Here is a 21,948-nt window from a genome sequence, read left to right on the forward strand (position 1 = left end):
AAGGGGAGGCTCGTGTCGGCTCGGAAGATCATGGTCGGTTACGGCCTGTGGATGAGCATTCTGGCGGTTGGCGCTTTCGCCCTGCCGGCACTCCATCTGCATTTCTGGGCCGCGGTGGGCGTGAGCAGCACCGCCGCGATCGTGTACGGGGTCGTGCGGCACCGCCCGAGGCGCTGGTTGCCGTGGTCCTTGCTGGCCGCCGGCATCGCGACTTTCGCGGCTGGCGATCTCGTCTTCAACGCGGCCGCTGACTCGCAGTCGCAATCCGTGCCGTTCCTGGCGGACGTGCTTTACCTGTCGGTCTTTCCATTGGTGGCGGCCAGCTATTGGGGGTTCACCCGATCGAGCACCACCATTAGAGCGCGCTCCGGCCTTCTCGACCTGCTGGTGTTCGTCTCGGCGGGTGCACTCCTCTTCTGGGTACTGGTCGTCGGGCCGCAGGTCACCGATGCGAGCCGGGATCCGTTCGAGAAGTCGGTGGCGGCCGCGTACGCCCTGGGCAACCTGCTGGTTCTCGCCACCACGCTCCGGCTCCTGGTGGTGTCCCGGCGTGCCGTTTCGGCGACGCTGCTGACGGTGGGCGCCGCCGGCCTGCTCGCGGCCGACCTGGTGTACGCGGGCGCCGAGATGCAGGGCGGCTGGGAGAACGGCCAGCCGGCAGAGCTGGGCTGGCTGCTCTTCTACGCCGCGTGGGGTGCGGCGGCGCTGCACCCGTCGATGGTCCGGCTGACCGCTCCGGCCGACGCGAGGCACGGCGACGTCAGTCGCGTGTGGATGGTGCTGCTCGGTCTGGCGGCGCTGGTCGGCCCAGGGGTGCTGCTGGTCCAGGCGATGATGGGCGACGTGCGCGACGGCGCCGTCATCGCGGTCTGCTCGGCGATGGTGTTCTGGCTGGTGCTGAGCCGGCTCACCGACTCCATGGAGGCGCACCGCCGGTCGGTTGCCCGCGAGCGGGCGCTGCGCCAGGCGGCTGGCTCGATGGTCTCCGCCACGCGCGTGGCCGAGGTCGACCGGGCGGTCCGGACGGCGGTCGGACGGCTGGTCCCGCCCGACACCGGATACCGCGTGGTGTTCGCGGTGCACCACGCCGACGGCATCCCCACGACCGCGCTCAGCATCTGGGGTCCGGCGGTGGCCTCACTGGTCGGGTCGCCTTCCGTCGCGGCCCGCCGCATGAAGCTGCTCCGGGTACGCGGGTTGCACCCCTCGCTCTCCGAGCAACTCGGCGGGTTCGAGTCCGCTGTGCTGTGCCCGCTGGTGCTCGACGTGCGGTCGGCCGGTGCGCACTGGGTCGGTGCGCTGCTGGTCGCGTCCGATGCAGGGGTGCTGAGCACGCTGCGAGACTCGCTGGAGGTGCTCGCCGCCGAGGCCGCGTTGGCCCTGGAACGGATCACGCTGAACGACGAGATCGACAGGCGCAACAGCGAGGCGTACTTCCGGACCTTGGTGCAGAGCACCGCTGACGTGATCCTGATCGTGGGCGACGACGACGAGATTCGGTACGCGAGCCCGTCCACCGCGTCCGTGCTAGGCGTCGACCCGGCGAAGTGCGCCACGCTCGACGCGGCCATCCACCCGCACGACCAGGCGGCGGTGCGGCGCACGCTCGACCTGGCGCGCAGCGGTCAGGAGCCGGCCAGCGAGTGGATGCCGTGGAGCCTGCGCCGCCCCGACGACAGCCGGGTACAGGTCGAGGTGAGCTGCCGCGACCTGCGCGCCGACCGCACCGTACGCGGACTCGTGATCACGATGCGCGATGTCACCGCGCGCCGCCAGCTGGAGCGGGAGCTGAGCCACAGTGCGCTGCACGACGCGCTCACCGGCCTGCCCAACCGGGTGCTCTTTCAGGACCGCGTGCGGCACGCCGTCGCGCACCCGCCCGGCGACGGCAGCCCCGTCGCGGTACTGCTGATCGACCTGGACGACTTCACGATGGTCAACGAAGCGTCGGGGCACGCGATCGGCGACGAGCTGCTCGCCGCCGTTGGCGCCCGGCTGTCCACGGTGCTGGGCAGGCGCGGGATGGTGGCCCGGGTGGGCGGCGACGAGTTCGCGGCTGTGGTCGACGCGGTGGCCGATCCCGAGGCGGCCGAGCATGTCGCGGCCGAGGTGCAGGCGGTCCTCACCGAGCCGTTCCAGCTCCGCGGGGACGGCGAAGGCGGCCGCACGCTGGTCAGCGCCCCGGCGAGCGTGGGTGTGGCGACGACCGCTGACGCCGCGACAGCCGACGAGCTGTTTCGCCAGGCTGATCTCGCACTGCGCCTCGCGAAGGGCGCTGGACGCGGCCAGTGGCGGCGGTACGAGGCGACCCTGCACACCGCCGTGCTCCAGCGTTTGGAGCTGCGCGCCGCCCTCGACCGGGCGGCGGCAGACCTGGACTTCACCCTGGAGTACCAGCCGATCGTCGAGATGGCCTCCGGGCACACGGTGGGCTTCGAGGCGCTGGTGCGCTGGCGGCACCCCACGCTGGGCCTCGTCCCGCCCGACGAGTTCATCGAGATCGCCGAAGAGACGGGGCTCATCGAGGCGATCGGCGACTTTGTGCTGCGTCAGGCGATCGGCGCGGCGAGCCAGTGGGCCAAGCAGGACGGCACGAAGCCGTACGTCAGCGTCAACGTTTCGGCGCGGCAATTTCGGACACCGGGGTTCGTGTCCAAGGTGTGCCAGGAGTTGGCGGATGCGGGGCTCCCGCCGTCGGCCCTGATGCTGGAGATCACCGAACGCCTGCTGCTGCGCGACGACGAGCAGGTCTGGCACGACCTCACCTGCCTGCGCGAGCACGGCGTGCGGATCGCGATCGACGACTTCGGCACCGGCTTCTCGTCGTTGAGCTATCTGCGTCAGGTGCCGATTGACGTTTTGAAGATTGACAAGTCGTTTACGGCCACTGTGGCCTCATCGGCACGGCAACAGGCCATTGTGGACGGTATCGTGCGGCTGGCCCAGACGCTTCAACTGGACGCGGTCGCCGAGGGCATCGAGACCGCCGCCGACCGCGACTTGCTGTGCGACCTCAACTGCCCGTACGGCCAGGGTTTCCTTTACTCGAAGCCGTTGCGCCTCGACGAGGCCATGGAATGGCTGCGTTTCGAGGGCAACGCCGCAGATGCCGAGATCGCCGCCATTTCCACCCACCCCTGAGATCTTCCCTGAATTTTCCTCCTGAGAGATTTAGGGGCAGCGGGATGCATACTCGGTATGCAATGCTGGCCCCCATCTGAAACGGGGTTCGGTGTCTATATAGACACCTCTGAGGGGAGGATGCGTTGCATCTACTCAGGAAAATCGGCATGGCACTGCTGTCGACCGGGCTCGTGCTCGGCACGGCGCAGGCCGGGTGGGCCGCACCGGAAGGGGCGGCACCAGGCGGTGGAGCACCGCCGGCAGCAGGTAACCGAGGCACGACGACGGTCACGCTGGTGACGGGCGACCAGGTCACGGTCGCGCCCGGCGGTCGTCTGGCGGTGCGGCCCGCGAAGGACCGGGCGGACATGAAGTTCGCCGTCCAGCGCGACCGCGGCGCCACGTACGTCATCCCGCAAGACGCCCTCGGCCTGTTGCGCAGCGGCAAGGTCGACCGCCGGCTCTTCGACGTCACCGGGCTCGCCAAGGCCGGATACCACGACGGGGCCCGCGACACCGTGCCGTTGATCGTCACCTACGGCAAGGGTGTGGCCAAGCGCGGAAACAGCGCCCTCGCGGCGGCTGGTGCTGAGGTCAAGCGCGACCTGCCCGCTGTCGGCGGCGCCGCCGTCACCGCCCGCAAGGACCGGGCGAGTGCACTGTGGACCGCGCTCTCCGGCACCGGCGAGGTGGCGAAGGTCTGGCTCGACGGCAAGCGCGAGGTGCGGCTGGACCAGAGCGTGCCGCAGATCGGCGCGCCGACCGCGTGGCAGAGCGGATACACCGGAAAGGACGTGACCGTCGCGGTGCTCGACACCGGCGTCGACACGTCGCACCCCGACCTGGCCGGCAAGGTGGCCGAGGCGCGCAACTTCAGCGAGGCGGCCGAGGAAGGCGACATGGTCGGCCACGGCACCCACGTGGCGTCCATCATCGCCGGCAGCGGCGCCGCGTCCGGCGGCAAGTACAAGGGCGTCGCCCCCGACGCGCGGCTGGTCTCCGGCAAGGTGTGTGCGTCGAGTTTCTGCACCGAGTCGGCGATCCTCGCCGGCATGCAGTGGGCGGCCGCCGAGAAGAACGCCACCGTCATCAACATGAGCCTCGGTGGGTTCGACACCCCTGAGATCGACCCGCTCGAAGAGGCCGTCAACACGCTGACCGCGCAGTACGGCTCGCTCTTCGCGATCGCGGCTGGCAACAGCGGTTCGGGTGACGGCACCATCGACTCGCCGGGCAGCGCCGACGCGGCCCTCACCGTGGGCGCCGTCGACAAGTCCGACGAGCTGGCCGACTTCTCCAGCCGAGGGCCGCGGGTCGGCGACGACGCGATGAAGCCCGACATCACCGCGCCGGGCGTCGACATCGTCGCGGCGAAGGGCGCCGGCACCGACATCGGCGACCCGGTCGGCACGGGGTACACCACCCTCTCCGGCACGTCGATGGCCACGCCGCACGTGGCGGGCGCGGTGGCGATCCTCGCCCAGGTGCACCCCGACTGGACGGCGGGTCAGCTCAAGGCGGCTCTCACGGCGTCGGCCAAGCCGAATCCGGCGCTGTCCGGGTACCAGCAGGGCGCTGGCCGCGTCGACGTGGCCCGCGCGATCGCGCAGAGCGTGACAACCGACCCCGTCGGTGTCTCATTTGGACGGCCGTTCTGGCCGCACCACGACGACGAGCCGATCGTGCGGACCGCGACCTATCGCAACACCGGCTCCGCCGACGTGACCCTCGACCTGGCCATGAACGTTCGTGGCCCGAAGGGCGTGGCCTCGCCGGCAGGCATGTTCACGTTGAGCTCCGCCCAGGTGACCGTGCCGGCGGGCGGCGAGGCGAAGGTGACCATCACGGCCGACACCACCGTGGGCGGCCCAGACGGCCTGTACTCCGGCCAGCTCGTGGCGACCAGCGGCGACACCCGGGTGATCACCGGCATCGGTGTGAACAAGGAGGTGGAGAGCTACAACGTCACCGTCTCGCACCTGGACCAGGCGGGTGCCGCGACGGGAGACTACTTCAGCCTGCTGCTCGGGCTCGACTCGTTCGCCGCGATCGACGTCTACGACGAGGACGGCACCGCGACGGTGCGGGTGCCCAAGGGCAACTACAACCTGTCGACGGTCATCTTCAAGTCGCGTGGCGAGGAAGAGGAGTCCGACGCGGCGTTCCTGGTGCAGCCGACCGTCAAGGTGACCGGCGACCTGACCATCGGATTCGACGCGCGGACCGCCAAGCCGGTCGTCTCGTCCGTGCCGGAGCGCTCGGCCCGCCCGGCGCTGATCGACGTCGCGTTCGTGCACTTCACCGAGGATGTCAGCTACGGCGTGGGCGTGTGGGCTGGCTCGTTCGAACGGCTCACCACGCGGCACATCGGCCCCGCGCTGCCGGCGAACGAGTTCGTCTCGTACGTCGCCAGCCAGTGGGGCAAGCCCGGCCCGGATGGCAGCTTCGAGGACACGCCGTACTTCTACGCGGTGGCCGAAGGCATTCCGGGGCGGCTGCCCACCGGGTACACCCGGCACTACCGGGCCGGTGAGCTGGCCACCGTGCGGCACCAGTTCGCACAGAACGTGGCGGGGCTGACAGCGGAGCGCACCGTGTTCCCGGCCCTGGAGTGGAACACCGGTGGCTCGGCGATCGTGCTGCCGACCGACCTGCCGGGCCGGCGCGTCGAGTACTACAACACCGCCGACGTTCGGTGGGAAAGCGCGCTGGCGATCGGCACGATCGACGAGGAGGAAGGCTGGCTGGACGCCAGCACGTACCTGTTCCACCCGCCGAAGGCGTTCCGGGCCGGTCAGGTGTACCGCGACCAGTGGAACGCAGCACCGTTCGGCCCGGCGCTGCCAGCCAACCCCTGGTGGCCCTCGCTCGGGCGGGTGGGCGACTACATCTTCGCCGACGTGTCGCTCTACGGCGACCGGGCAGGTCACGGTGGCTACTCGCTGACCGACACCTCCCGCACCGCCCTGTACCGCAACGGGAAGCTGGTCGGCGAGAACGAATGTTCGGCCTGCGGCGAGTTCGAGGTGCCGGCGGGCCGAGCCAGCTACCGGCTCGAGGTGGCCGACACGCGTAGCGTCGGCGACCTGACCACGGCGGTCAGCGCGGCGTGGACGTTCAAGTCCGCGCACGTGGGCGAGGAAGAAGTGGCGTCGCTGCCGATCTCGGTGGTGCGGTTCGCGCCGAAGCTGGACGAGGCCAATGCCGCCCCGTCGGGCGGGGCGTTCGAGATCCCGGTCACGGTGGAGCGCCAGGCGCGCACGCCGGGCGTCTCGCGGCTGGCCGTCGAGGTGTCGTACGACGACGGCAAGACGTGGCGCACGGCGAAGCTGCGCAAGACCGGTGCCGGATGGGTCGCGACCGTGTCGCACCCGAGCGGCGCGGGCTTCGTCTCGCTGCGGGCCAAGGCCACCGACACCGGCGGCAACACGGTCACGCAGACGATCGTGCACGCGTACCGCTTGAAGTAGGAATCTGACGGGGGCGGGCGCTGGCCCGCCCCCGCTCAGTCGTTGGCGTGCAGGGCGGCGTTGAGCTCGATGCCAGTGCCCTTGCGGTGCCGCACTTCCAGCGCGCCTGTCACCGAGTTGCGCAGGAAGAGCAGGCCGGAGGCGCCGGACAGGCTCGCCGCCTTGACGATCTCGCCGGTGGGCAGCGTCAGCTTTGAGCCGGCGGTCACGTAGCACCCGGCCTCGACCACGCAGTCGTCGCCCAGCGAGATGCCGACGCCCGCGTTCGCGCCGATCAGGCAGCGCTCGCCGATGCGGATGCGCTCCTTGCCGCCGCCGGAGAGGGTCCCCATGATCGAGGCGCCGCCGCCGACGTCGGAACCGTCGCCGACCACCACACCGGCACTGATCCGGCCCTCGACCATCGACGAGCCGATCGTGCCGGCGTTGAAGTTGACGAAGCCCTCGTGCATGACCGTCGTGCCCGACGCGAGGTGCGCGCCGAGCCGCACCCGGTCGGCGTCCGCGATCCGGACCCCCGCCGGCACCACGTAGTCGACCATCCGGGGGAACTTGTCGAGCCCGTAGATGGTCAGGTGGCGACCGCGGGACCGCTCGATCAGCCGCAGCTCATCGACCCACTCCGGCGGGCAGGGGCCCGCGGAGGTCCAGGCGATGTTCGGCAGCAGGCCGAAGATGCCGTCCAGGTTGACCTCGTTGGGGCGCACGTGGCGGTGGGAGAGCAGGTGCAGCCGCAGGTACACGTCGGCGGTGTCCTTCGGCGGATCTTCCAGCGAGCCGATCTCGGTGCGCACCGGCACCGTCTTGAGCGTTGGCAGCGCCGGCTCGCCCACCACGGTGGTGTGCGGCTCGTCGGCCGGGATAATCCCGAGCCCGAGCTTGCCGGTCGGGAACCACGCGTCAAGGACCTGGTCGTGGGGCGTCACGGTGGCCAGTCCAAGGCCCCAGGCTGGCAAGGTCTGCATGAGGAAAAAGGTACCGTGCCATCCATGGCGAACCCGCTCACCCCCGAGGTACTGGCCGACCCGGTGGCGCTCACCCGCGCCCTGGTCGACATCGAGTCGGTCTCCCGCAACGAGAAGGAGATCGCCGACTGCGTGGAGGAGGTGCTGCGGACCGCACCGCACCTGACCGTCGACCGGTACGGCAACACGGTGATGGCGCGCACCGATCTTGGGCGGGCGCAGCGGGTCGTCCTCGCTGGCCACCTCGACACGGTGCCGCACAACGACAACTTCCCGTCCCGGCTGGACGGCGACCTCATCTACGGCTGCGGCACCTCGGACATGAAGAGCGGGGTGGCGTTTGCCCTGCACCTGGCGGTGACGGTGACCGAGCCGCGCTTCGACGCGACGTACTTCTTCTACGACGCGGAGGAGATCGAAGACAGGTACAACGGGCTCAAGCTGGTCGCCGAGGCGCACCCGGAGTGGCTGGCCGCTGACTTCGCGGTGCTGCTGGAGCCCACGTACGGGATGGTCGAGGCGGGCTGCCAGGGCACCATGCGCGCGACCGTGTCGACGACGGGTCGCCGGGCGCACGCGGCGCGGGCCTGGCGGGGCGTCAACGCCATCCACGCGGCTGCTGAGGTGCTCGACCGGCTGCGGGCGTACGAGGCACGCACGGTGACGATCGACGGCTGCGTGTACCGCGAAGGGCTCAACGCGGTGCGGATCAACGGCGGCGTGGCCGGCAACGTTGTGCCCGACCGATGCGAGGTCGAGGTCAACTACCGGTTCGCGCCGGATCGTTCCGAAGAGGAGGCGCAGGCCCACGTCCGCGAGGTGTTCGAGGGCTTCGAGGTCGAGGTGACCGACTCGGCCGGCGGCGCCCTGCCCGGCCTCACTCAGGCGCCGGCGCGCGAGTTTCTGGCCGCGGTCGGCGAGGAACCGGTCGCCAAGCTGGGCTGGACCGACGTGGCGCGGTTCGCCGGGCTCGGTATACCCGCGCTGAACTTCGGACCCGGCGACCCCAACCTCGCGCACGCACCAGACGAGCACGTCGAGATCGGCAAGATCCGCGACGGGGCGGCGACGCTGCACCGCTGGCTGGCGCTCAGCTAGTCGGCGTGTCCTTCCGGTCGCCCGATGGCTCGCTCTCGGTGGCCGGCCGCTGGTTGACCGCCAGCCGGCGCTCCGCCACGACCTCCTGGATCCGTCGCTGCATCTGGCGACGGAGCCGGATCATCTCGATGCGGGTCACGGTCGTTCCCCCTCCCCGTGCATACCCGGTATGTGAAGTGTAAGACGCGCCAGGCGCCCAATTGGTTGCAATCACATACACGAGTCGTAGCGCACTACGGTTGATCCCATGAACCACATAAAGCGCAGCGGCATTCCTGGACCGGAGCGCCACCGCGGGGCGGTCACTCTGCGTGGGGAGGCCATCCCTGGCAGTACCGCTGATCAGCGACTGCTCGACTCCCGGCTGCGTGCGGAGTGGAAGACCAAGGACGCGTGGCGGGCGCTGCGAATCCTGTCGGAGTTCGTGGAGGGCTTCGACACGCTCGCCGACCTGCCGCCGGCGGTCAGCGTGTTCGGGTCCGCGCGCAGCAAACCCGACAGCGCCGAGTGCGAGCTCGCCCAGCAGCTCGGCGGCGCGCTGGCCCGTGCCGGGTACGCGGTGATCACCGGGGGCGGTCCGGGCGTCATGGAGGCCGCCAACCGGGGCGCCAACGAGGCCGACGGGCTGTCCGTCGGGCTCGGCATCGAGCTGCCGTTCGAGCAGGGCATCAACGAGTGGGTCGACATCGGCATCGATTTCCGGTACTTCTTCGCCCGCAAGACCATGTTCGTCAAGTACGCCCAGGCGTTCGTCGTCCTACCGGGCGGCTTCGGCACCATGGACGAGCTCTTCGAGGCGCTCACGCTGGTGCAGACCCGCAAGGTCACGCGCTTTCCGGTCGTGCTCATGGGTTCGGCGTACTGGCGCGGGCTGCTCGACTGGCTGCACGAGACGATGGCCGGCGAAGGCAAGGTCAGCCCGACGGACCTCGACCTGATCTGCGTGACCGACGACGTCGACGAGGCGGTGCGGCACATCGTCGAGGCGGACGCGGCCCTGGTCGAGCAGGCCCAGGCGACCACGCCACCCGATGGCCCGGTGGAGGACTGACGTGGCGGCCATCTGCGTGTTCTGCGCGTCGTCCCGGACCCTCGACCAGCGCTGGCTCGACCTGGCCACCGCCACCGGTCAAGAGATCGCCCGGCGTGGGCACACGCTCGTCTCCGGCGGCGGATGTGTCGGCATGATGGGCGCGGTCGCGGATGGCGCCCGATCAGAGGACGGCCACACCGTCGGCGTGATCCCACAGATCCTGGTCGACCGCGAGATCGCCGACACCAACTCCGACGAGCTGGTCATCACCGACGGGATGTTCGATCGCAAGGCCACGATGCTCGAAAAGTCGGACGCGTTTCTCACCCTGCCCGGTGGCCTCGGCACGCTCGACGAGCTCTTCGAGGTGTGGACCATCGCGATGCTCGGCATGCACCGCAAGCCGGTCGTGCTCGTCGACGCGCACGGCTTCTATACCGGTCTCGTGCACTGGTTGGCTGGCCTCGCGGAGAATTCTTTTGCCCGACCGGCCGCGATGGACCTTCTGATCGTCGCCGAATCGGTGCCCGAAGCGCTGAACAAAATTGAATCCCTGCTTGAATGAGTCGCCAATACGACTCCAATTCCCCCATCGGGGACGCGACGTTTCCGCGCTGATCCACAACAATTTGTGGTCCGGATATCTCGATGGAGGGCACGTGAAGAAGACCATCGGCCTCATCGCCGCCGCGCTGTTCGGCGCGACCGTCGCTTTCGTTGGCGCGGCACCGGCGGGCGCGGCAACACCCACGCTGCGCTTCCACGGTGCGCAGTACGACTCGCCGGGAAAGGACACCGGCTCGAACGGCAGTCTCAACGCTGAATGGATTTCGCTAATCAACACCGGCTCGTCGGCGGTGAACCTGAAGGGGTGGACCATCCGCGACAAGGCGGGTCACGTTTACACGTTCACCAGCGATTACATCATTCCCGCCAAGAACGGCCGGCTCTGGGTGCACACCGGAAAGGGCACCAACAACGCGCAGAACCGTTACTGGTGGCGGAGCGCGTACGTCTGGAACAACACCGGCGACACCGCCTACCTGCGCAAGCCGTCCGGCACCACAGTCGACACCTGTTCGTGGGGCCAGAAGTCCGGGCGCACCTGGGTCGCGTGCTAGGTAGGGCGTGACCCGAGAGGTCAGACGGGCGTGGTGTGATTGGCGGTGTGGCTGAGGCGGCTGTGAGCAGATGGGCCGGATACCGGCTGGTCCGCCGGCCAGCCGAGCCCGCGCCCGCGCCGCTCGACGATCCGCTCCAGTCGCACGTCGCCGGCCACACCGACGGTCCGCTGCTCGTCGTCGGCGGCCCGGGCACCGGCAAGACCACCACGCTGGTCGAAGCCGTCGCTGCCCGGGTCGCCGAGGGCACCGACCCGGAACGCATCCTGGTGTTGACGTTCGGGCGGCGGTCGGCCGCGGCCCTGCGGCAACGCATCGAGGGCCGCGTCGCGGGCACCGGCCGGGTGGTGCACGAGCCGCTCGTGCGCACGTTCCACGCGTACGCCTTCGGCCTGCTGCGCCGCGCGGCGGCCGAACGCGGTGAGCTGTCCCCCCGGCTGCTCACCGGCCCCGAGCAAGACCTGGTCATCCGCGAGCTCCTCGAAGGCGCCGACGACAACTGGCCGCCCAGCCTGCGCCCCGCGCTGCCCACCCGGGCGTTCGCCGGGCAGCTGCGCGACCTGCTGCTGCGGGCCGCCGAGCGGGGCCTGACGCCACCCGAGCTGGCGCGGCTGGGCGAGCGGCTTGGCCGCCCGGACTGGGCATCCGCCGCGAGCTTCCTGCGCGAGTACGTCGCCGTGCTGGCGCTGCGCGACGCCACCACGCGAGGCTCGGTCGCCTACGACAACGCCGAGCTGATCCGGGCCGCCACCGGGCTGCTCGGCGACGACGACGCGCTGCTGGACGCCGAGCGCCGGCGGCTCGAGTACGTGTACGTCGACGAGCTCGCCGACACCGACCCCGCGCAGTTCGACCTGCTCGCCATGGTCGCGGGCGGCGGTAAGCCGCTGGTGGCGTTCGCCGACCCCGACTCGTCGACGTTCGCCTTCCGGGGGGCCGACCCGGCCGGTGTCGGCGTGTTTCCGCACCGGTTCCGCACAGCGTCGGGCGCGGTCGCGCCGACCGTCACGCTGCACGCCACCTACCGCACGAGCGGCGAGCTGCTGGAGGCCACCGCGCGGGTGGCGCGGCGGCTGCGCGGTGCCGCCGGCCACCGTCGCCTGACGCCGGCCACCGAGGGCGACAGCGCCGTCGAGGTGCGGACCTTCCGCTCCGGCACCAGCGAGTCAGCGTACGTCGCGCACGTGCTGCGTAAGGCGCACCTCGAAGACGGCGTGCCGTGGTCGCGCATGGCGGTACTCGTGCGCTCGACGATGCTCCAGCTCGCGCCTTTGCAGCGGGCCCTGCACACGGCGGGCGTGCCGACCGTGACCCAGGCCGAAGACCTGCCCCTGCACCTGCAGCCGGCGGTCGCGCCCCTGCTGTTGCTGCTGCGCTGCGCCCTGGAGCCCGACCGGCTCGACGAAGCGGCGGCAGTCGCGCTCCTGCACTCGCCGCTGGGCGGCGCCGATCCGCTCGGCGAGCGCCGGCTGCGGCAGGGCCTGCGGGCGCTGGCGCTCGCGGCCGGCGATCCCCGGCCGTCCGGCGACCTGCTGGTCGAGGCGCTGCGCGACCCGGCCGAGCTGGCGGCGATCGAGCGGCGGTGGGCCACGCCTGCGAAGGCGATCGCGGAACTCATCGCCAAGGCCCGCGAGGCGGCCGCCCGACCGGCCGCCACGGTCGAAGACGTGCTCTGGGCGGTATGGCGGGCCAGCGGCCTGGGAGACCGGTGGTTCGGGCTCACCGCGCGCAGCGGACCGGCCGGCGACCCGGGGGAGGAGCGTGGACTGCAGTGGCGGGGGATCGCCGCCGACCGCGACCTCGACGCCGTGGTCGCGCTCTTCGACACCGCCGCGCGCTTCGTAGACCGGCTGCCGGGCGCCCGCACCGAGGTGTTCCTCGACCACGTGCTCGGCCAGCAGCTGCCGGCTGACACGATCGCGCCCAGCGCCGACCGCGGCGAGGCCGTACGCCTGCTCACCGCCCACGCCGCGAAGGGTCTGGAGTGGGACGTGGTCGTCGTCGCCGGGGTGCAGGAAGGCATCTGGCCCGACCTGCGGCTGCGCGGCAGCCTGCTGGGCTCCGAGCGGCTCGTCGACGTGCTCGCCGGCCGTGCCGAGGGTGCCGGCACCGCGGCGTCGCTGGTGGGGCAGACCTCCGCGCTGCTCGACGAGGAGCGCAGGCTGTTCTACGTGGCGATCAGCCGGGCTCGGCGGCGCCTGCTCGTCACGGCGGTCGCCTCGGCGGCGGTGGGCGGCGCCGACCACGAGGAGCAGCCGAGCCGGTTCCTGTACGAGCTGGCGCCGGCCGTCGATGCCGAGGACGGGCTCGACGAGCTGGCGCTCCACCGGCTGCCCCGGGCTCTCACCCTGCCCGCGCTGGTGGCCGATCTGCGCACCGCCGTCACCGACCCCGCCTCGTCCACGGAGCGCAAGCGCGCCGCGGCGGCCGAACTGGCCCGCCTCGCGGCCGCCGGCGTGCCCGGCGCGCACCCCGACGACTGGTGGGGCCTGCGGCCGCTCTCCGACGACCGGCCGCTGGTCGACGAGGGTGAGCCGGTCAAGGTGACACCGTCCACTATGGAGAGCGCGCTGCGATGCAGTCTGCGCTGGCTGCTGGAAAAGCATGGCGGTGGAGCGCCCGCCAGCGCGGCGCAGGGCGTGGGCAACCTCGTGCACGCGGCGGCCATGCTCGCGGAGGACGCCAGCGTCGACAGGGGAAAGCTGATCGAGTACGTAGCCGGGCGGTTCGACGCGATCGAGTTGGCGGCCCAGTGGATGGCCGGTGCTGAGCGCAGCCGGGCCGAGGCGATGGTCGACAAGCTGCTGCGCTGGCTGGCCGTCAACCCGAGGCGGCTGCTGGCGATCGAGCACGAGTTCGCGGTGCGGCTGGCCCACCCGACGCACCCGATCGAGCTCACCGGGCGGGTCGACCGGCTGGAGGTCGACGCCGACGGGCGGCTCGTCGTCATCGACCTCAAGACCGGCAAGTCGACGTCGGTGACCGAGGCGGAGCTGGCCGAGCACCCGCAGCTCGGCGCATACCAGGCGGCCGTCGAGGCGGGCGCCTTCGACGAGTTCGGCGCCGACACCGGCGGCGCCTCGCTGGTGCAGCTCGGCACCCCGACCAAGGAGGCGAAGGAGCAGGCGCAGGCCGCGCTCGGCGAGGGCGAGGACCCGAACTGGGCGGGCGCGATGGTCCGGCGCACCGCCGACACGATGGCGGCGTCGACGTTCCACGCGGTGGCCAACTCGAAGTGTCGTGTGTGCCCGGTGCGCACGAGCTGCCCGATCTCGGGCAAGGGCCGCCAGGTGGTGGAGCCGTGACCGAGCTAGCTGGCGCTCGCCTGCGCTTTGTGGCGGCTGCGGGAGGCGGCGCATGACCGCCACTCTCTTCCCGGTTTCGCACGCGGAGGCGGGGCCGCGGTATACGCCGCACGAGTTGGCGCGGATGCTGCGGCTGCATCCGCCCACGCCCGAACAGGCGGAGATCATCTCGGCGCCGGTCGAGCCGCTGTTGGTCGTCGCTGGCGCTGGCTCCGGCAAGACCGAGACGATGGCCGCCCGGGTGCTGTGGCTGGTGGCCAACGGGTACGCCGCCCCCGACCAGGTGCTCGGCCTGACCTTCACCCGAAAGGCCGCCGGCGAGCTGGCGCACCGCATCCGCACCCGGCTGGGGCAGTTGGTGCGGCGCCTCGGTCAGGAGGAGCTGCTCGCCGGCGAGCCCACCGTGGCCACCTACCACTCGTACGCGGCGCGCATCGTGGTCGAGCACGGGCTGCGGGCCGGGTTCGAGCCGTCCGCCCGGCTGCTCACCGAGGCGTCCCGCTGGCAGATCGTCGACCTGCTGGTGCGCAACTACACGGGCGACATGACCGGCGTGCACTTCTCACCGTCCACGGTCACCGACGCGGTGCTGGCGCTCTCCGGCGAGCTGGCCGAGCATCTGGTCACACCGGACGACCTGGCGGCGTGGACCGGCCGGTTCTACGCCGAGGTGCAGGACCGGCCGGGCAAGGTGTCGGCCGCGGTTCGGGACGCGCTGGCCCGCCAGCAGATAAGGCTGAAGCTGCTGCCGCTCGTGCGGGCGTACGCGCAGCGCAAGGCCGACTTCGAGGCGATGGACTTCGGCGACCAGATGGCCCGCGCGGCCATGGTGGCCCGCGACCACGCCGAGGTCGGCGAGATCGAGCGGGCCCGGTACAAGGTGGTGCTGCTCGACGAGTACCAGGACACGAGCCACGCGCAGGTTGTGCTGCTCCGGTCGCTCTTTGCCGGAGGCGGGAAAGGCCGGCTCAGCGCGGGGGAGCACCCGGTGGCCGCGGTCGGCGACCCGTGCCAGTCCATCTACGGGTGGCGCGGCGCGAGCGCGGGCACGCTGGAACGGTTCCCGGCCGAGTTCGGTGGCGACCAGCGGTCGCTCACCACGAGCTGGCGCAACCGCCCCGAGGTGCTCAAGGTCGCCAACGCGCTGTCGGCGCCGCTGCGCGAATCGGGTGCCCAGGTGGCTGAGCTGACCGCCGCCGCCCGGGTCGACCCGCGGATCGGCGGTGCGGCCGTCCACTGTGCACTGCTGGAGTCGTACGCCGACGAGGCGGACTGGATCGCCGAAAGCATGCTGCGCGCCTGGCAGGTGGCGGCCGGCATGCCCGACGCACTGGCCGAGCAGATCCCGGTGGAGCAGCGCCCGACCAGTGCGGTGCTGGTGCGGGTGCGCAGTCAGATCCCCGCGATCGAAAACGCGCTGCGCGTCCGGGGCGTACCGGTCGAGGTGGTCGGCCTCGGCGGCCTGCTCGACACGCCAGAGGTCCGCGACGTCGTCTGCACCCTGCGGGTGCTCGCCGACCCGACCGACGGCGCGTCGCTGCTGCGGCTGCTCACCGGCGCGCGCTGGCGGATCGGCCCCCGCGACCTCGTCGCCCTGTACCGCCGCTCGCGCGCGATCGCCGCGGCGAGACGTGGCCTGGCACCCGACCAGCCGGAGCTGATGCCGGACCGCCTCGACGAGGCCAGCCTGGTCGAGGCGCTGGCCGACCCGGGCCCGCCGCAGGCGTTCTCGGCCGAGGGATACGCCCGGCTCCGCGCGTACGGGCGGGAGCTGGCCCTGCTGCGGCACCGGCTCGACCAGCCGTTACCCGATCTGATCGCCGACGTCGAGCGCACGACCGGCCTGGACGTCGAGGTGGCCGTGCGAGTAGGCGCCGACGCGGGGCTGGCCCGCGGCCACCTCGACGCGCTCGGCGACGTGGCGGCGCGGTTCGCGCGCGACTCCGACGGCGGCACGCTGGGCGGGTTCCTGGCGTTCCTCGCCGCGGCCGAAGACGAGGAGCGCGGGCTGTCGCCGGGCGAGGTCGACGTGGTCGAGGGGGCGGTGCAGATCCTCACCGCGCACGCCGCGAAGGGCCTGGAGTGGGACATCGTGGCGGTCGCTGGGCTGACCCGCGGCGTGTGGCCGGGACCGGCGCGCAACTCCGACCACTACCTGATGGGGTTGGGCGTGCTGCCGTTCCCGCTGCGCGGCGACTCAGACGGGCTGCCGCGGTTGATCCTGGACGAGGCTGAAGACCAGCGTGCGGTGGCGCAGGCGGTCGAGGCGTTCAACGACGATTGGCGCGCGCACGACGAGCGCGAGGAGCGGCGGCTGGCGTACGTGGCGGTCACCCGGCCGCGCCGGCTGCTGCTGTGCAGCGGGTACTGGTGGGGCGAGAGCGTGAAGAAGCCGCGTGGCCCGTCCGTGTTCCTCACCGAGATCCGTGACCGTTGCCAGGCGGGCGACGGCGCCGTGGTCGCCTGGGCACCGGAGCCGACGCCGGACACCGCCAACCCGACGTCCGAGGTCGTGCCTTCGGCACAGTGGCCGGCCGACCCACTCGGCCCGCGCCGTCCCGCATTGACCGAGGCCGCCGCTCTGGTGCGGTCGTTCCTCGCCGATCCGCCCACGGAGGACAGTCCGTGGCGGCGGGAGGTCGAAGTCCTCCTCGCCGAGCGCGAACGGCAGGCCCGCCGGGACGGCCCGATCGAGGTGGCGGTGCCGGGCCACCTTTCCGTGTCGCAGCTCGTGACGCTGCGCCGCGACCCGCAGGCGCTGGCCCGTTCGCTGCGTCGCCCGATGCCGTCCCGTCCCGACCCGTACTCGCGCCGCGGCACCGCCTTCCACCTGTGGCTGGAGCAGCGGTACGGCGCCGCCCGGCTGCTCGACGTCGACGAGTTGCCTGGTGCCGCCGACGAGGATGCCGCGCCCGACGAGGCGCTCGCCGACCTTCAGGAGAAGTTCCTGTCGAGCGAGTGGGCCGACCGCACGCCGGTGGAGGTCGAGGTGCCGTTCGCGACGGTGATCGGCGGCGTCGTGATTCGTGGCCGGATGGACGCGGTGTTCGGGTCGCCGGGTGGGCGGTACGACGTCGTCGACTGGAAGACCGGCCGCCAACCGTCTGGTGTGGACGCCTCAGCGGCGGCGGTGCAGCTGGCCGCGTACCGGCTGGCGTGGGCGGAGCTGGCCGGCGCGCCGGTCGAGCACGTGCGTGCGGCGTTCCACTATGTACGCGACGGTGTGACGATCCGTCCCGCGGACCTGCTCGACGCCGAGGGCCTGACCGCCCTGATCACCGCATTGCCAGCAGGATGAGCGCGAGCAGCGCCTCCCCGTAGGCCTCCGCCGGCTCCGCTGCCTCGAACCCCCGCTCCGCGCCGTTGAATTCGACTGTGACCCGGTAGCGGTCGCCGACTCTCACCAGCGACTGGAACGTGCCGCTGAGCAGCTCTCGCAACTGGTCTTCGCGCGGCAGCCAGATGGCCTCTTCCTTCTCGACGTCGTCGAGGGCCCACTCGGTGGTGCCGTTGAAGCCGATGATCTCGCCGTCGGGCAGGTCGTGGACTTCGATCGTCATGTTGCTGAGCACGAACACGTCGTCGTCGAGGTCGCGGTCGGGGATGGCGAACCGGTCGCCGGCCGCGGGTTTCCACACGAGCCCCGCCTCGCGGAGCCGGGCAGCGAGATCGAGCGGTATCACGGTTCCATCGTGCCACGAGCGCGGGTCTGCAAAGGAAATTTTGCAAAATACTCTTTGTGGTCTTACGGTGAGTGGCATGGCTGAGCGGCATTTCGAACGCAACGTCCATGACGCCGAGACGCTCCGGGCGGTGGCACACCCGACCCGTTCGAAGATCCTTGGCCTGCTGCGATACGAGGGCCCCGCCACCGCGTCGGAGCTGGCCCGCCGCCTCGACGACTCAAGCGGCTCGGCCAGTTACCACCTGCGGCAACTCGCCCGGTACGGGTTCGTCGAGGAAGACCCCGACCAGCCCAACAAGCGCGACAAGCGGTGGCGCGCCACGTACTCGATCACCACGTGGAGCCGAGCCGAGATGTCCAGCCCGGAGGGGCGCGAGATCAGCGACGCCCTCCAGCGGCGCCAGATGCTGCGCGCCGTCGACCACTTCCAACGCTGGATGGCGCAGGAGCGCGACCCGCGCTGGGAAGACAGCGGCGGCCCGTCCGACTTCATGCTCCGCCTCACACCGTCGCAGGTCGCCGCGCTCGACGACGAGCTGATGGCGGTGCTGGACCGCTATCGCACCGACCCGCCGCCCGCCGAGCCAGACGAGCCGGTCGCGCACATCTCCGCGTACGTCCAACTCCTCAACTTCGAGCAGTCACCGATATGACGCCGCTGACCGCGGCGCGGGTGCAGCGCCGGTACCTCCTGCTCATCGGGCTCCGGTGGGCGGCCACCGGCCTAGTCCTCCCGGTCAGCATGCTGATCTACGCCACCCGCGGCATCGACCTGCCGACCGTCGGGCTCCTGGTCGCGCTGTACTCCGGCCTCGTCGTCCTACTTGAACTGCCCACCGGCGGCCTCGCCGACCAGCTCGGGCGGCGCCGCACGATGCTGCTCGCCGGCGTGTTTCTCGTGCTGGCGCCGCTGTGCATGGCGTTCGCGCAGGTGTGGTGGCAGTTCGCGATCGCGGCGACCGCGTCCGCGCTGGGCCGCGCGCTGGGCTCCGGGCCCGTCGAAGCCTGGTACGTCGACACCATCCGGGCCATCGACCCCGACGTGTCCCTGCGGGCCGGCCTGTCCCGAGGTTGGGCCGTGGAGGCGTTCGGGCTCGGCGCCGCCGCCACGATCGGCGGGGCGGTGCCGGGCCTCGTCGGCGGGCTGGCCAACGATGGCCTGATCACGCCATTCTCGATATCGGCGCTGGGAGCCGCGGCGCTCGCGGTGGTGAGCCTGATCGCGCACGCAGTGCTCATGACCGAGACCGAGACCGCGACGCGGTCGGGCGGCAGCGTCCGCATGGCCTTTCGGACCGTACCCACCCAGGTCCTTCATGGGGTACGCGTGGCGTGGCGCGAGCCCGTCGTGAGGCTGATCGTGGCACACGGCGCGGCGATCGGGCTGTTCCTGAACAGCGTCGAGATGCTCGCACCGCTCCAGTTCGCCGAGATGCTGGGCGGGCCCGAGCGGGCCGCCCTCGCCTACGGCCTGCTCGCCGCGGGCGCCTTCCTGGGCACCGCCGCCGGTGCGGCCGTCGCACCGGCGCTGTGCCGGCTGCTGCCGCTGTCCGCGCTGGCCGTGGCCGCCCTTGTCACCGTGGCTGGCGCCGCGGCGGTCGGCCTGGTCGGCCTCGCTTCCGCCGGCCCGGGTGGCTTCGCGCTCGCGGCCGCCGGCTACCTGGCTGTCTACACGCTGACCGGACCGGCGGGGCCGCTGGCCGCCGAGGCGGTGCACAACCGCGTCACCGAGCGCGAACGCGCCACCCTCGTCTCGGTCGAATCGCTCGCGCTGCAACTGGGCGGATTCATCGGCGCCATCTCGGTTGCGCGGCTGGCCGCCTGGGCCGGATTCGTCACCGGCTGGCTCGCGGCCACATTGGCGCTGGTCATCGCGGCATCGCTCACGGTGGCTGCCCGCCGGGCCGAACGCAGAGCCGGCAAAACAGGCAAGGTTCCTGCCTATGAGTTCATCTGATTGCGTCCGATGGGCGACTGTATCAAGACACCTGTTACCGGATCCTGTCCTATGGGGGATTTGGGGGAGGGTGGACATGACCGATGCCAGCGCCGGGGCGGTACGCGAGATTCTCGTCGTAATGGCGCTCGCCGTGGTCGGCCTGATATTGGCGGTAGCCGCCGCTTTCACGCCGTGGTACGCGGCGCTCGACGAGCCGGGCGGCGCGGCGGTCGTCGAGATGCACGCGCCGTCGATACCTGAGTCCGGCGCGGGGGCGGCGGCCGGCGGGGTGGGCTGAGCTGGCGTGGTGTTCACTGGAAAGCATGCCGGCGACACCTGACCAGCGACCATGGGGCGCGGGCACGGTGACTGCACTGGGCACCCCGGTGCCCCCGCCGCCCGAGACCCGGCCTGACGAGGCACCCGATCAACGCAATCGCGACCGTCGACGCCTGCTGTTCTTCGCGGGTGCGGCGGGTGGCACGCTGGTGATCGGGCTCGTGGTCATCCTGACGATGGTGCTGTCCGGCAACTCCGACCCGTTCGGCCACGACGTCGCAGGCCCGTCCGACAAGCGCCCGCCGCTCGCCCGGATGTGCCCGGCGCCTACCGTCGTCGCCGAGCAACCGCAGCCCGTCGACCCCGGGCCCCCGCCCGCCGGCCCGCGCACCGTCGACGCCGAGTCCGGCATCTCGTACGCCGCGTACGGCGCCCCTTGGGTGCCGTGGAACGCAGTGTGGAGCGCCGGCACCCTCGAAGTGCCGTACAAGGTGGGTCAGCATTTCATCACCGAGAACTACAGCGGCGGCACCTACCACGCCTCGATCCTGTCGGCGGCGGTGCCGGCGGCCGACAACGACGCGGTGGCCCTCAACCTGGAGTGCCTCGGCCGGCAGGTGGCCGCCGACGTGCGCGCCGAGTACTATCCGCAGCCCAACCGGATGGAGCTTTTCCGCGACGAGCAGGCGCTCCTCGGCGGCCGCCCGGCGTGGGTGACGGTATTCCGCCTGCACTTCGCCCGTCCGGGGCTGAAGGCGACGGATGAGCTGGCAGCCGTAGCCATCATCGACGTAGGCAAACCCACGGCAGCGGTCCTCTACGTGTCGATCCCCGGCACCCACCGCCAGTTCGACCACGTGGTAGACGAGGTCCTAGCGTCCGTCCGCCCCACCTGACGGCCCTTCTTCCACCGATCGTGCGGCTGCCGGTCCCCGAGCTCTCCTAGATGGACGGTGCCGAGCAGTTCGGCGACGCGGGCCTTGCGTTCGGTCCTGGGCACACCGCCGAGCTTGAGCGGCAGCTCCACATTGGCCGCTACGGTGAGCCAGCCGCCGAGCGAGTATCCCTACTTGTTCGGTAGGTCCAGTGGATTAGATCGGATATCCGCCTGTCAAGAGGGGGTGTGGCAACATACGCCGAATGAGCGCCCGGGGCTGGCTTCTGCTCGCATTCGCCTTGTTCACGGCCGTTTCGGGGCCGGGGTCCTGTTCGGCTCGCCGCTCCTGCCGTCGTCCGGGCTCCTCGCCTGGGCGGCGCTGTGCGGATACGTGCTGGTAGCCGGGCGCGGCGCATCGGTGGCCGTCAGGGTCGCGCTCGGCGCTGGCCTGCTCGCTTTCGCGGGACTCGAACTCATCGACTATCAGGTCCCGCTGGAGCGCACGACCAGTCTCGTGGCCGCTCTCCGCGCGGGCCTGCGGGAGATCGGTCCGCTGATGATCGGGTACGCGTGCCTTACGGTCGCCGGGTTCGCGCTGGCGCGCGCCGGACGGCTCACCCGGGCGGGCGCGGTCATCGTGATGGGCGGCGTGGCCTGCGCGGTCGGGTATGCGGTACTCGAACTGTGGAGCCATGCCGACGGCGAGGGCGAGTGGCTCGGGTACCCGAGCAGCCTGGTGCTGCCCGCGAGCCTTGCCACGGCCGCCTTCGTGGCGGCGGGGCGCGCGGTGGCCCACAAGGTCACCTGCGCCGGCCTGATCTTGATCGGGTTCGCGGCGATGGCGCTGTACGACGGCGCCCTCTCGCACATGGCGCTCTGGCAACCCGTGGAAGCGGACGCCTTCCTCCAACCCGGCTACATGTTTTCTCTCGCCCGTCCGGCTGATCCGGTTAGCACCCGGGAGGCGTTCGGTTCCGTGCTGCCACTGGCCATCGCGGCGCTCGTCACGGTCGGATGTCTGCGCCGGGTGGGGCGCGCCACGGGCTGACGCGC

The 21,948-nt window shown here is 71.4% G+C and carries 16 protein-coding genes; 13 read left to right on the forward strand and 3 right to left on the reverse strand.

The genetic code is table 11. The features are described 5' to 3' along the window. Positions 1-12: 12 nt before the first annotated feature. A complete protein-coding gene (locus tag V6V89_RS03380) occupies positions 13-3,141 on the forward strand; it encodes a putative bifunctional diguanylate cyclase/phosphodiesterase (RefSeq protein WP_334617429.1) in 3,129 nt (1,042 codons plus the stop codon). 149 nt (positions 3,142-3,290) lie between these two features. Beyond that, complete coding sequence (locus tag V6V89_RS03385; RefSeq protein WP_334617430.1) at positions 3,291-6,593, forward strand: S8 family serine peptidase; 3,303 nt, start codon at positions 3,291-3,293, stop codon at positions 6,591-6,593. Between the two features lie 35 nt (positions 6,594-6,628). On the opposite strand, the gene dapD is transcribed toward V6V89_RS03385, so the two are convergent. After that, on the reverse strand, positions 6,629-7,558 hold the full coding sequence (gene dapD / locus V6V89_RS03390) for a 2,3,4,5-tetrahydropyridine-2,6-dicarboxylate N-succinyltransferase (RefSeq protein ID WP_334617431.1): 930 nt from the start codon (positions 7,556-7,558) through the stop codon (positions 6,629-6,631). Between the two features lie 24 nt (positions 7,559-7,582). Here dapD and dapE point away from each other — a divergent pair, with 24 nt between their 5' ends. Beyond that, positions 7,583-8,656: a succinyl-diaminopimelate desuccinylase gene (gene dapE, locus V6V89_RS03395; RefSeq protein WP_334617432.1), complete on the forward strand. Its 1,074-nt coding sequence runs from the start codon at positions 7,583-7,585 to the stop codon at positions 8,654-8,656. On the opposite strand, the gene V6V89_RS03400 is transcribed toward dapE, so the two are convergent. Further along, on the reverse strand, positions 8,649-8,795 hold the full coding sequence (locus V6V89_RS03400; RefSeq protein ID WP_334617433.1) for a hypothetical protein: 147 nt from the start codon (positions 8,793-8,795) through the stop codon (positions 8,649-8,651). The genes dapE and V6V89_RS03400 overlap by 8 nt on opposite strands. Positions 8,796-8,903: 108 nt before the next feature. Between V6V89_RS03400 and V6V89_RS03405 the strand changes: the two genes are divergently transcribed. From V6V89_RS03405 to V6V89_RS03425, 5 genes are all read left to right on the forward strand, one after another. Beyond that, entirely contained in the window at positions 8,904-9,707 is an 804-nt protein-coding gene (locus V6V89_RS03405; RefSeq protein ID WP_334617434.1) for a TIGR00730 family Rossman fold protein, read from the forward strand. A gap of 1 nt (position 9,708) precedes the next feature. Beyond that, positions 9,709-10,254: a TIGR00730 family Rossman fold protein gene (locus V6V89_RS03410; protein ID WP_334617435.1), complete on the forward strand. Its 546-nt coding sequence runs from the start codon at positions 9,709-9,711 to the stop codon at positions 10,252-10,254. 94 nt (positions 10,255-10,348) lie between these two features. After that, on the forward strand, positions 10,349-10,810 hold the full coding sequence (locus tag V6V89_RS03415; RefSeq protein WP_334617436.1) for a lamin tail domain-containing protein: 462 nt from the start codon (positions 10,349-10,351) through the stop codon (positions 10,808-10,810). A gap of 86 nt (positions 10,811-10,896) precedes the next feature. After that, positions 10,897-14,115, forward strand: a complete 3,219-nt coding sequence (locus tag V6V89_RS03420) for an ATP-dependent helicase (RefSeq protein WP_334617601.1) — start codon at positions 10,897-10,899, stop codon at positions 14,113-14,115. A gap of 52 nt (positions 14,116-14,167) precedes the next feature. Then, entirely contained in the window at positions 14,168-17,413 is a 3,246-nt protein-coding gene (locus tag V6V89_RS03425) for an ATP-dependent helicase (RefSeq protein WP_334617437.1), read from the forward strand. Here the strand turns inward: V6V89_RS03425 and V6V89_RS03430 are convergent. Continuing rightward, positions 17,391-17,798: a pilus assembly protein CpaE gene (locus tag V6V89_RS03430; RefSeq protein WP_334617438.1), complete on the reverse strand. Its 408-nt coding sequence runs from the start codon at positions 17,796-17,798 to the stop codon at positions 17,391-17,393. The two genes, V6V89_RS03425 and V6V89_RS03430, sit on opposite strands and share 23 nt — an antisense overlap. Before the next feature lie 76 nt (positions 17,799-17,874). Here V6V89_RS03430 and V6V89_RS03435 point away from each other — a divergent pair, with 76 nt between their 5' ends. From V6V89_RS03435 to V6V89_RS03455, 5 genes are all read left to right on the forward strand, one after another. Beyond that, entirely contained in the window at positions 17,875-18,453 is a 579-nt protein-coding gene (locus V6V89_RS03435; RefSeq protein ID WP_334617439.1) for a helix-turn-helix domain-containing protein, read from the forward strand. Further along, positions 18,450-19,757 carry an MFS transporter gene (locus tag V6V89_RS03440; RefSeq protein WP_334617440.1) on the forward strand — a complete coding sequence of 436 codons (1,308 nt, stop codon included), beginning with the start codon at positions 18,450-18,452 and terminating at the stop codon, positions 19,755-19,757. Before V6V89_RS03435 ends, V6V89_RS03440 begins: the two co-directional genes overlap by 4 nt. 76 nt (positions 19,758-19,833) lie before the next feature. Beyond that, a complete protein-coding gene (locus V6V89_RS03445; protein ID WP_334617441.1) occupies positions 19,834-20,037 on the forward strand; it encodes a hypothetical protein in 204 nt (67 codons plus the stop codon). A gap of 25 nt (positions 20,038-20,062) precedes the next feature. Further along, positions 20,063-20,914, forward strand: a complete 852-nt coding sequence (locus V6V89_RS03450; RefSeq protein ID WP_334617442.1) for a hypothetical protein — start codon at positions 20,063-20,065, stop codon at positions 20,912-20,914. A gap of 399 nt (positions 20,915-21,313) precedes the next feature. Continuing rightward, a complete protein-coding gene (locus tag V6V89_RS03455; RefSeq protein ID WP_334617443.1) occupies positions 21,314-21,943 on the forward strand; it encodes a hypothetical protein in 630 nt (209 codons plus the stop codon). The last annotated feature ends 5 nt before the right edge of the window (positions 21,944-21,948 follow it).

It is taken from the genome of Micromonospora sp. CPCC 206061, assembly GCF_036906915.1.
Classification (GTDB): domain Bacteria; phylum Actinomycetota; class Actinomycetes; order Mycobacteriales; family Micromonosporaceae; genus Phytohabitans.